Here is a 10,962-nt window from a genome sequence, read left to right as displayed (position 1 = left end):
GCCCTCAACGGCGGTGGCAGCTACATCACCCTGGATCCGTGCGGCATCGAATCGGGTACCCAAGGGGACTACACCATTAAGGCGGCGAATTTCGACTACAACGGCCCCGCCCGCATGAGCGCCACGCATCCGGAGTATCCGCCGAGTTTGTTCAAGCAAATGTTGCGGCTCCAAGTGCCGCAAGCCCCGAACACCTCCGGTAAAGGCTGGATGCGTATGCCCTACAAGCTCTACGCCGATGGCGCACTGCTCAAGGAAGGCGTGCTGGACGGGGCAGGACAACTGCCGGTCGAGCATCAGGTCGTGACTCGCCAGTACCGGCTGGAGTTGGCGAACGGTGTGAAATACCAGATTCCGGTTCCAGAAGACTATCGCACCCCTGAACGGGGGCCGCTGGCTAACCGTGGCCTGCGTAAACACCGTTTACAAACCGATACCGGAGTGAGTCAACCTGACTCGGAGTCAGATCACCGCGCTTTGTACGCCGCAATGATGGAAGGCGTCAGTCACCAGAAAGGAGAATCGCAATGAGCCAGTATGACGCCGTGGTGCCTGTCGCACTTAAGCACACCCAGCAGGCCATCTGTACCCCGCCCTGGTACGTGGAGGAAACTGAATACCATCCCGTGGCAGCCACCTATCAGCCCTTGATCAATGGTCAAGAAACCTTCAAGGCCGTGCACCTGGCGATTGCCCAGGCGACGAAGTCCATCGACATCATCTGCTGGGGCTTTCAGCCCTCGATGTACTTTATTCGCGAGCCCTATAGCCGTGCGCCCAGCATTGGCGAACTGCTGATGGCCAAGGCCCGGGAAGGGGTCGAGGTGCGCCTGCTGGGCTGGGAGATGCCGTTCAATTCCGCCGGTGCGGCGGGCGAGGCCAACCTGCCCGGAAAAGGCTCGATCCGCTTTATGGACCGGGCGCTGCAACGCTCCACGGAGGCTCAATACGCCTATGACCGCCAGTGGTTCGCCGAGTGCGCGGTCGCCGACAACAAGGCCGCCCGGCGGGTCAAGGATCGAGTCCCGGTGTTCGTCAGTCGCGGCTTCAGCGCCAGTGAACGGGCCGAAATCGCCCATCAGGTGAAAAGCGCCAGTCTCGACCCCGGGATCGGTCCCAGCATGTTGACGACGCTGACAACCTCGGCGACCCACCACCAAAAGGCCGTGCTGGTCGACTACGAACTAGCGGACCGCGCCGTCGGCTTTGTCATGGGCCACAACATGCTCGACGAGTACTGGGACACCGACGCGCACTCGGCGTTGAACCGTACCGCGGACAGCAAACCGGCGCCCGATGCCGGTGCCCGTGGCGACACCCCGCGCCAGGACATTTCCAGCCAGGTCAGCGGACCGATCCTGGAGCATCTGCACCATAACTTCGCCACGGCCTGGCGCAAGGAAACCGGCGAGGACCTGCTCGCCTCGCGCCGGGCCATGGAGGTCGGGCCGCAGTTGCAATGCACTCCCGGCGCCACCCGGCAACTGGCCCAACTGCTGCGCACCCAGGCGCAGGAGGGTAAACGCGATATCGAGCGGCTGTACCTGCAGGCGGTCAACAACGCGACCCAGTTTATCTACATCGAAAACCAGTACTTTCGCTGGCCACCCCTGGCAGAGCTGATCAAGTCGGTCGCGGCGACCCTGGTCAAGCAGGGCAGCGATCCCGGTCTGTATGGCGCCTTGCACCTGTTCGTGATCACCAATGCCACCGACGATGGCATGGGTGCGGGCACCGTGAACACCCAGCGCATGCTTGAAAGCCTCGGACGCGCCGAGACCATTCCCCAGGTGACCCAGCTGCGGCGTATCGAACAGGTGAAAAAAAACGCCCCACCGCAGCCGCGCCCGGAAACCCGCGACCGTCCCGGGCAGCGGGAGCTGGCCCAATGGCAGGCCGAGCTCAATCGGCAAATCAAGGCGGTCGAGGACAGCGTGATCAAACCGGAAGATATCCCTGGCCTGAAGGTCCACCTGTGCTCGCTGGTCGCGCCCGATTCGCCGGCGGGCAAGGACTGGATGCCGGTGTATATCCACTCCAAGTTGATGATCATCGACGACGTGTTCACCACCCACGGCTCGGCCAATATCAACACCCGCAGCATGCAGGTCGACAGTGAACTGAATATTGCCCATGAGTGGGGAAGTGTGACCGAGGCGCTGCGGCGACGGTTGTGGCATCTGCATACTAATGGGATGGGGGCGCAGGATGATCCGGCGGAGGCATTCAAGGCTTGGCAGGACATCATTGAGCGGAACAAAGACCGCCAGGATGAAAAGGTGAAGGGGAGGCCCTACGCCCCCCTTGTCGAATTCTATTACGGCGAAGCCAAGCTGAAGAACCTCGACTGATGCGCCGGATGCTCTTGCTGTCCAGCCTGTTACTGGCCGCCTGTGCTACCGACGGCGTTTTTACTCATTCGACCCAGGACATACCCGTGAACCCGCTCACCGAGACCAAGGCCAAGCTGGCCTTTACCTGCGTGCACGAAACCATTCCCGCGCCATCAGCCGAAGCCGATGTGCTGTTCCAGTACGCCCGCTGGTTGCAGAAAAACAATCAGCTTAAACAGGACAAAAGCGTCGATGCTGAAATTGAACGGCTGTACCGCATTGCCGCCGAGAACGGCCATTACAAGGCCAATATCAACTTGCAGAACGGCGCCATGCGCGGCCATTTCAAACTCAGGGGCGCTGAACATCTGCGCCTGAGCGAGAACCTGATCGAGGCGGGCGTGGCGACTGGTTATTACTTCGTGGGCATATTCCTGCAACAGGGCTCGGCGGGGCTGAAGCAGGATCCAGACATGGCGTTGCGGTATTACCGCAAGGCCGCCGACCAGGGCAACGCCCAAGCCCAGGCCTACGTAGGCAATAAGTTGGCGCCGAGCGATATTGCCCCGGATGTTGCCCGGCAGATGCGCCGATGCGCGGCCGAGCAGGGCAATGGTCAGGCTGCTAGGGCACTAGGTGTTAATTTGTCGGGAAAGGGCCGTTATCAGGATGCACTCGAAGCATTCCAACTCGGAGTGGCTGCTGGTGATGAGTCCTCGGCTTCCTTTTTGGAGCATGGCTTTGGTGGCCCACTCCCCACTGATGAACTGTACTATCTCGGTCAACAAGAAGACCTAGAACGCGCCGAACGTTATAAAAAAATCTGGAGAATTCTGGCGAACTACTCCTACGCCAGCCCCAAGGTCCCCGAGATCAACGACATCCTTCCTTTGCCACCAGCCAAGCTGCCCGCCTGGGACGGCAAGCTGCAATGGCTGGAAGCGCGCCTGGCCAATATCCCACCGGAAAAGCCCAGCGAGGCGCTGATCAGTCAACTGGCCAAGGCCAAGCTGCTTGAAGCCGCAACTGGACAACCCATGCCGGGGTCGCCGGGCTTTATCAAGGCCAGTTTTCCGGTAGTGAACTGCTACAGCGGCGAGCCCTGCCCACAAACCGGCTACTGGCAGGCCCGCTGCATCGCCCACCAGCCGATGTCAAGCCTTCTTCGCGCACGTACTATTCTGCGCTTCGAGCAGGGCGAGATCATGCCGACTCTCAACGTCCAGAGTCGTCACCGCCGTTTCTTGCTGCCTGACAGAGTGACCGTCAGCGAGGAAAACGTGGACTGGTACTGTTCGGATGACGTCCCGGTATCTTCGGGTCGGGTTGTTGGGCGCCCTGCTGCTGGGCTGCGAGGCTTCCAGGGTTGGCTCCAATACACTGGTGTTGGAGCCATTCGCTGAAATCGACGCCAAGCTGGCCTTCACCTGCGTGCACGAAACCATTCCCGCTCCGTCAGCCGAAGCTGATGTGCTGTTCCAGTACGCACGTTGGTTACAGAAAAATAACCAGCTTAAACAGGACAAAAGCGTCGATGCCGAGATCGAGCGGTTGTACCGCATTGCTGCCGAGAACGGTCATTACAAGGCCAATATCAACTTGCAGAATGGCGCCATGCGTGGCCATTTCAAGCTCAGGGGCGCTGAACATCTGCGCCTGAGCGCGAACCTGATCGAGGCGGGTGTGGCGACGGGTTATTACTTCGTTGCCATCTTCCTACAGCAGGGTTCGGCGGGGCTGAAGCAGGATCCGAACATGGCCTTGCGGTATTACCGCAAGGCTGCGGATCAGGGTAATGCCCAAGCCCAATATTATGTAGGTGACAAGCTCGAACCGATCGATATTGCTCCGAAAATCGCCCTCCAGATGTATCGCTGTGCCGCCGAGCAGGGACAAGGCAGAGCAGCAGTTATGTTGTCGATCCATCTAAAGGATGACAGGCAATACAACGAAGCTATCGAGGTCTTGCAGATGGGCGTTGCCGCCGGTGATGAGAGCGCTGCTGGACGCCTGGAAGAGGCATTTCGCGGGCCTCCTCTCTCCAATAAAATGCACTACCTTGACCAACAAGAAGACCTCGAACGCGCCGAACGTTATAAAAAAATCTGGAGGATTCTGGCGAACTACTCCTACGCCGATCCCAAGGTCCCCGAGATCAACGACATCCTTCCTTTGCCACCGGCCAAGCTACCCGCCTGGGACGGCAAGCTGCAATGGCTGGAAGCGCGTCTGGCCAATATTCCGCCCCCCAAGCCCAGCGAGACGCTGATCGCTCAACTGGCCAAGGCCAAGCTGCTTGAAGCCGCGACCGGCCAACCCATGCCGGGGTCGCCGGGCTTTATCAAGGCCAGTTTTCCGGTAGTGAACTGCTACAGCGGCGAGCCCTGCCCACAAACCGGCTACTGGCAGGCCCGCTGCATCGCCCACCAGCCGATGTCAAGCCTTCTTCGCGCACGTACTATTCTGCGCTTCGAGCAGGGCGAGATCATGCCGACTCTCAACGTCCAGAGTCGTCACCGCCGTTTCTTGCTGCCTGACAGAGTGACCGTCAGCGAGGAAAACGTGGACTGGATACTGTTCGGATGACGTCCCGGTATCTTCGGGTCGGGTTGTTGGGCGCCCTGCTGCTGGGCTGCGAGGCTTCCAGGGTTGGCTCCAATACACTGGTGTTGGAGCCATTCGCTGAAATCGATGCCAAGCTGGCCTTCACCTGCGTGCACGAAACCATTCCCGCTCCGTCAGCCGAAGCTGATGTGCTGTTCCAGTACGCACGTTGGTTACAGAAAAATAACCAGCTTAAACAGGACAAAAGCGTCGATGCCGAGATCGAGCGGTTGTACCGTATCGCTGCCGAGAACGGTCACTACAAGGCCAATATCAATTTGCAGAACGGCGCCATGCGCGGCCATTTCAAACTCAGGGGCGCTGAACATCTGCGCCTGAGCGAGAACCTGATCGAGGCGGGTGTGGCGACTGGTTATTACTTCGTGGGCATATTCCTGCAACAGGGTTCAGCGGGGCTGAAGCAGGATCCGGACATGGCGTTGCGGTATTACCGCAAGGCCGCCGACCAGGGCAATGCCCAAGCCCAGACCTACGTAGCAGACAAGCTGGCGCCAATCGATATTGCCCCGGACGTTGCTCGGCAGATGCGCCGTTGCGCGGCCGAGCAGGGCAATGGTGAGGCCGCTAGAGCACTAGGTGTTAATTTGTCGACAAAGGGACGTTATCAGGAGGCGCTCGAAGCATTCCAACTCGGAGTGGCTGCTGGTGACAGCACCTCGACTTCTTTTTTGAGCAAGGGCTTTCGTAACCCGCCACCTTCCAACGAATTGCACTACCTCGGTCAACAGGAAGACCTCGAACGCGCCGAACGTTATAAAAAAATCTGGAGAATTCTGGCGAACTACTCCTACGCCAGCCCCAAGGTCCCCGAGATCAACGACATCCTTCCTTTGCCACCGGCCAAGCTGCCCGCCTGGGACGGCAAGCTGCAATGGCTGGAAGCGCGCCTGGCCAATATCCCACCGGAAAAGCCCAGCGAGGCGCTGATCAGTCAACTGGCCAAGGCCAAGCGGCTGGAAGTCGAGACCGGCCAACCCATGCCGGGGTCGCCGGGCTTTATCAAGGCCAGCTTTCCGGTACCGACCTGCAACAGCGGCGAGGTCTGCCCGCAAACCGGCTACTGGGAGACTATGCGCATCGCCTACCAGATCGGCAAAGGCGCCATCCGCCGCTTCGAACAGGGTCAGATCATGCCGACTGAGAACATTCAATGTCGTCGCAAGCGTTTTTTGCTGCCTGACAGAATCACGGTTGGTGAGAAACATGTCAGATGGGTATTGTTCGGATGACCTCCCGATATCTGTTGGCCGGGTTGTTGAGCGCCTTGCTGCTGGGCTGTGACGTTTCAAGGGTGAGCTCGAAGACAGTGTTGGAGCCATTCGCTGAAATCGACGCCAAGCTGGCCTTTACCTGCGTGTACGGGGTAAGCGGCGCTTTTATTTAAGTGAATAAGCAGCGCGCGGGCCTTTATTCTCCCGAGAGCAGCTCGAAACGTCCGCGACCTTCGACCGACGTCTCGTCGTGCACCCGGGTCGCACTGACCGGCAGGTGCGTGTCGATCTCGACCTGTGCCGAGAAAAACCGGCCCTTGGCCGGCCGGTCGCGGGCCAGTACCACCAGGCTCTGGCCCGGCGCCATCAAGTGGCTGGCCGCCGCCTCGTTCGGACGTTGCGCCGCGGCCAGGCTCACCGGCTTGCCATCGAGCCGGGCGTTGCTCAGGCCAACCGTGAACCGCCCCTGACGGTCGAAGCGAAAGGCCTGCGGCCCGGCCGCCGGCCCGTCGAAACGCAGCAGCATCGAGGTCGGCCAGGGGCAGGCGATATTCAGGCTCAGCCGACGGGTCCCGAGAAACAGGTCAGGCTGCCCGGGCACCCACGATATGCTGCCCGGGCGCAGCGCCCCCAATTCGATCTGCGACTGACTCAGCGACAGCGTGCAGTCATTGGCATCGGCCGGGACTGAAAACAACACAAGCGCGACGCAACAACGCCGTAAAACCGCGCGGACGCGAGAGTTCATAGAGGTCTTCCATCGGGTTGACTCGCCCGGCAAACCGCCGTGGCCGTTTCATAAAGCCGATCGCTGTCCACGGTCTCGGACAACTCGACCGGCAATGTGCAGGCGGTGTGCTCCGCCCGCCTGATCGTGAGCCGTTGGCCGGCCTCGACATTGCTCAGAAACACCATGCCATCGCCGACCACCGTGCTCAGGAAGGCCCCGTCCTGGCTGAACACCGAGGCACCCTGGGGCAACGGCTCGGCGTTTTCGTCGCTGACCTTGAGCAGCAGCCGTCGAACCTTCACCACCGTGAAATCCAGCCGATTGAATGAGCCACGTCCGGCTTCGAGGTTTTTCGTCCCATTGCGCAGGTCGATCCGGCGCGGCAACGAGCGGGTGTCGACCTCCAACTGGCTGCTGCGGTAGGCCGGCAGGCCGGCGACCACCGCTTGGCCACTGGAGTCGGTCCAGACCGGACCCTGGGCCGTGACGATCCGCGCCCCGGGAAGATCGCCCACCGAGACCACGCCGAAGGTCTCCTGGATCGCGTAGGGCGAGAACGTCAGGCCACCCTCATGCAGCGCAAGGCCTCCGGACAGTTGCCCGCTGTAGCCGGTGCTGGAGGCGCTGCGGGTCACCCCCAGGCCGACCTGGGTGTAACGCGGCATCAGGTTCAGGTTGCCACGGCTGATCTGCCGGTCGCCCTTGAGGTCCTGCTCCAGCCCCAGGTCATAGCTGAGCGTATCGTTGACCCGCTCACGGTAGTCGCCGCCGATATCGAGGCGTTCGCCACGACGATTGAGATAGCTGCTGATCCGCCGGTCGCCGCCCAGCGGAACACTGACCCCCAGCCGCAGCCCCAGGCCAGAATCGATGGCATGCCGGTCGCCGCTCGAACCGATGTCGGAATCCACGCTGAGGCTCAGGCTGGCGTAGCGGTAGCTCTTGCTCCAGGTGCCGTGCAGCCGTCGGGACAAGCCCCCGTCGAACATCACATTGCGCGAGTAGCCGAGGCTGAAACCGCCGAGTTGCAGGTCCGACCAGCCGAGCGCGGCGGTGTACTGGTGCTTGAAGCGTGAACCGGGATCGTCCTTCAGGACCATTTCGCCGATCTGCAACAGATCGCGATAACCACTGCTACGCAGGGTGGCGCTGAGGTCCAGATCGACACCCGCCCCCAGCGGGCTGTTCAACGACAGGCTGTTCTGACTCCCCGCCAGTGAGCGTCGGGTGTCATGGGACAGGCTGTTGCGCAGGCCGATGCCGACCTGCTGCCCAAGGCGACCGTCAAGCGCCCAGCCGCTGGCGCGATAGTCATCGCTGCCCAGCAGCCCGGCGCTGAAGGATGCGGCCTGGCCCAGTCCCCAGGTGCCGCTGCCGGTGGCGAGCAACGGCGGCTCCTCGGCACGTCCCGCGGTGCCGCGCAATCGGCCCAGGGCCAGGTAGTAGCCGGGCGGCACCGACGCGGCACCCGGAAAAGACGCGGCGGGCACGACAAACCGGCGTTCGCTGCCGGACTGGCCGATCACCCTCACCTCCAGGTCGCTGGTAGTGTTGAGCAACGGCAGGCCGCCCAGGCTGAAAGGTCCCTGCGGCACCAGGCTGGCATGGATCAACGCCCCGGACTGGCGGACCTCGACCCGCGACGCCTCGAAGGCCACATCCTCGACCCATACACCATGCCCGGCCTGACCCCGCTGCGCGCCATCGGGCATGAATTGCACGCCGGAAAGCCGGACCCCGGCAAACAGCGGACCGGCGCTGTTGATCTGACCCGCCTGGAAGGTCGCCTGCCATGGCAGGAAATCCCGCTGCGCATAGGCATACAGATGCTCGGTCTGCTCTTGTCCGTCATTGGCGACGTGCAACTGGCGGCTGCGCACAATCCAGTCGCCGGCATTGAACCCGGCCTCGGTGCTTGCCGAGAAAAAACGTCCGCCGCCCTGGTGTGAGCGCGTATCGAAACCCAGCACATCGTAGTTGAGCAGCCCGGCCGTGCCGCCGCGGGCGTAGACGCCGCTGTCGAACGCCGGTCCGCGCAAGGCCTGGGTCGGCACCAGCAGGGAAACTTCCTCGCTGTTGGGGCGCAGGATGACCCGGGTCCGCGGGTACTCGCGCAGAAAGTCGTAACAAGCCTCCTCGTCGGCATCCGCACCAATGTCAGGCCTCTTCAAGCCGGCCTTGTCCAGCAACCCGGAGGTGAAACACAACTCGCCGTGCCGGTCGAAACGTAGCGCCGTCAGCCCCAGACGATTACCGTTGAGCTCCAGCGCGACCCGTTGCACCCCTTCGCGAAAGCGTGGCGCAGAACGGAAATAATCGGCCACCTGCGGATCGAGGCCGCGTTCGGAAAGCACGGACAGATCAAACTCAGCTTCGACCGCATCATCCTTTTTCTCGGCGGCGACCGGCTCGCCCAGGCCCAGCAACGCCGCGACACCGAGTACCTTCGCCAGCCCTGATGCAGGGGTAAAATCACCTGGCTGTCCTGGGTTTCTCATGAGGGCGTCACAGCGCCTCGAGCAGAATGGGGGCTTCGTGAGGGGCGACGGCAAAACCATAGACCGTCGCCGGCTGCAGTGTGACCGAGGTGGCCGCGGGCTGCGTCGCGTCCGTTTCGATCGCCAGCGTCTCCCCCGGCAAGACATAGCCACGACTGAGCATCACACTGACCTTGTGCGGATTGAGCTCCAGTTCCGGCGACAGGCGGACCACATAAGGACTGTCATTGCGCACCAGCAACCGGGACTTTTCCAGATGCCAGGTCAGCTCCCTCCAGGGTGCCGGATGTCGGGGCAGCCCCTTGGGATGCAGGATCAGCGGCAGGTTCTGGCGCAGACTGATGCCGACGGTGGCGCCGGCCCCGGTCTTGCGCTGGGGAATACCTTCGAAAGTGACGCGTTTCAAACGTTGGGTCTTGAGTGGCTGGCTGTTGGCGGTGAGAAATCGGACCAATTGTGTCTCACCGGCATCGACCCGGGTCACGGGCGGCGTGATCACCACCAGCGACTCAAGATCCTCGGGAATGGATTCGACAGCCGAATGCAGCAAAGCCGGACCGCTGTCGGTGTTCTTGATATGGATACTCGCCTCCCCCTCCTCCTCATAGAGAATCAGCACCGTGGTTTCCGGCTGCATGCCATCGGCACGGGCGATACCCCAGAACAGTCCCAGGAGAAAGAACAGCACACCGGCAGACAACGACCCGGGCATCGGTATAAGGGTCACAACTTTCAAGCGACACGCCCCTTGCGAACGAGTTCTTATTGTTCGACACAAATAAAAAGGGAGCGCCGGCACATGAGCCTGTACCGACCGCCCTGCTACTTACATCAACATGACTCAGAGATAACGCAGTTCCAGCGTGGCCAGACCGTCCAGATATATTTCTTCAGTCACATCCAACTCGGAGGTCTTATTGATAACCGCCTGGACTTCCAATGTACCGCTGACCCGTTGCACTGCGGCCGGATGATTGGCAAAGAAGCCACTCCAGGACAGGATGTTCTGGTACTGCCCCAAGGCACCGTTACCACGACTCCAGCTCAAACCGTTGTTGGTCGATACGATCGTGTTGACCAACGGAAAGTCGGCCGCGGAATCCTTCACCCTCAGGGCGTAACCGCCGATCCGCTTGCCCTGCGCCGTGGTACCCAGACCATAGTTGTACACATCGTTATAGTCCGGGCCGATGGCCGACTGCAGGATCCCCGGGACCTTGCTGGCGGAACGATTGTCGAGCGTCTTCAGCCCGACCCGGGTCCCACCGTCGCAGTTGACCGAAAACGGCACCCCCCTCGGCTGCAGAGTCGTATAGGCGTTGACACCCAACTCGGCAGCACGAATTTTCCCATAATCGATCACACCGCCATTGTGCAGGCTCAAGGTGCAACTGGCCGGAACGATCGTCCCTTTGACCAACAGGTCCGCCGCATGGACATGCCCGCCCAGCACAACCAATAGAGCACCGAATGTCCAGCCGGATACCAACTTCATTTTCCTACTCCCTATTATTAAGTGTTAGCAGATGCACGTTATTCAGGACCGCGGGGATTAATCCAGGATC

At 61.2% G+C, this 10,962-nt stretch carries 9 protein-coding genes; 5 read left to right on the top strand and 4 right to left on the bottom strand.

Annotation, left to right across the window (positions count from 1 at the left end; translation table 11 throughout):
- The 5 genes from M5B99_RS11265 to M5B99_RS11245 form a co-directional block, all read left to right on the top strand.
- The coding region (locus tag M5B99_RS11265) for a DUF2345 domain-containing protein (RefSeq protein WP_412548722.1) at positions 1–531 on the top strand (531 nt) is incomplete at its 5' end.
- A complete protein-coding gene (locus tag M5B99_RS11260; RefSeq protein WP_248804084.1) occupies positions 528–2,351 on the top strand; it encodes a phospholipase D-like domain-containing protein in 1,824 nt (607 codons plus the stop codon). The genes M5B99_RS11265 and M5B99_RS11260, both read left to right, overlap by 4 nt.
- Positions 2,351–3,736: a sel1 repeat family protein gene (locus M5B99_RS11255; RefSeq protein ID WP_248804083.1), complete on the top strand. Its 1,386-nt coding sequence runs from the start codon at positions 2,351–2,353 to the stop codon at positions 3,734–3,736. Before M5B99_RS11260 ends, M5B99_RS11255 begins: the two co-directional genes overlap by 1 nt.
- On the top strand, positions 3,633–4,919 hold the full coding sequence (locus tag M5B99_RS11250) for a sel1 repeat family protein (RefSeq protein ID WP_412548721.1): 1,287 nt from the start codon (positions 3,633–3,635) through the stop codon (positions 4,917–4,919). The genes M5B99_RS11255 and M5B99_RS11250 overlap by 104 nt, the downstream gene beginning before the upstream one ends.
- Positions 4,916–6,187: a sel1 repeat family protein gene (locus tag M5B99_RS11245; protein WP_248804081.1), complete on the top strand. Its 1,272-nt coding sequence runs from the start codon at positions 4,916–4,918 to the stop codon at positions 6,185–6,187. Before M5B99_RS11250 ends, M5B99_RS11245 begins: the two co-directional genes overlap by 4 nt.
- Before the next feature lie 178 nt (positions 6,188–6,365).
- Here the strand turns inward: M5B99_RS11245 and M5B99_RS11240 are convergent, their stop codons facing one another.
- The 4 genes from M5B99_RS11240 to M5B99_RS11225 all read right to left on the bottom strand — a co-directional run bounded on the left by M5B99_RS11240 (position 6,366) and on the right by M5B99_RS11225 (position 10,892).
- Positions 6,366–6,917, bottom strand: a complete 552-nt coding sequence (locus M5B99_RS11240; protein WP_248804080.1) for a hypothetical protein — start codon at positions 6,915–6,917, stop codon at positions 6,366–6,368.
- Positions 6,914–9,397 carry a fimbria/pilus outer membrane usher protein gene (locus tag M5B99_RS11235; RefSeq protein ID WP_248804079.1) on the bottom strand — a complete coding sequence of 828 codons (2,484 nt, stop codon included), beginning with the start codon at positions 9,395–9,397 and terminating at the stop codon, positions 6,914–6,916. Before M5B99_RS11235 ends, M5B99_RS11240 begins: the two co-directional genes overlap by 4 nt.
- 7 nt (positions 9,398–9,404) lie before the next feature.
- A complete protein-coding gene (locus M5B99_RS11230) occupies positions 9,405–10,124 on the bottom strand; it encodes a fimbria/pilus chaperone family protein (protein WP_412548723.1) in 720 nt (239 codons plus the stop codon).
- Between the two features lie 114 nt (positions 10,125–10,238).
- Positions 10,239–10,892, bottom strand: a complete 654-nt coding sequence (locus M5B99_RS11225; protein WP_248804078.1) for a DUF1120 domain-containing protein — start codon at positions 10,890–10,892, stop codon at positions 10,239–10,241.
- Positions 10,893–10,962 lie beyond the last annotated feature (70 nt).

The organism is Pseudomonas sp. MWU13-2100 (assembly GCF_023242365.1).
GTDB lineage: Bacteria > Pseudomonadota > Gammaproteobacteria > Pseudomonadales > Pseudomonadaceae > Aquipseudomonas.
Note: the sequence above shows the minus strand (reverse complement) of the source record. Positions and strands in the feature narration are given on the sequence as shown.

What these genes read in the sequence shown, in the direction of transcription:
- M5B99_RS11260 (WP_248804084.1), top strand. Translation starts at nt 528, where the DNA reads ATGAGCCAGTATGACGCCGTGGTGCCTGTCGCACTTAAGCACACCCAG.
- M5B99_RS11255 (WP_248804083.1), top strand. Translation starts at nt 2,351, where the DNA reads ATGCGCCGGATGCTCTTGCTGTCCAGCCTGTTACTGGCCGCCTGTGCT.
- M5B99_RS11250 (WP_412548721.1), top strand. Translation starts at nt 3,633, where the DNA reads ATGACGTCCCGGTATCTTCGGGTCGGGTTGTTGGGCGCCCTGCTGCTG.
- M5B99_RS11245 (WP_248804081.1), top strand. Translation starts at nt 4,916, where the DNA reads ATGACGTCCCGGTATCTTCGGGTCGGGTTGTTGGGCGCCCTGCTGCTG.
- M5B99_RS11240 (WP_248804080.1), bottom strand. Translation starts at nt 6,917, where the DNA reads ATGAACTCTCGCGTCCGCGCGGTTTTACGGCGTTGTTGCGTCGCGCTT.
- M5B99_RS11235 (WP_248804079.1), bottom strand. Translation starts at nt 9,397, where the DNA reads ATGAGAAACCCAGGACAGCCAGGTGATTTTACCCCTGCATCAGGGCTG.
- M5B99_RS11225 (WP_248804078.1), bottom strand. Translation starts at nt 10,892, where the DNA reads ATGAAGTTGGTATCCGGCTGGACATTCGGTGCTCTATTGGTTGTGCTG.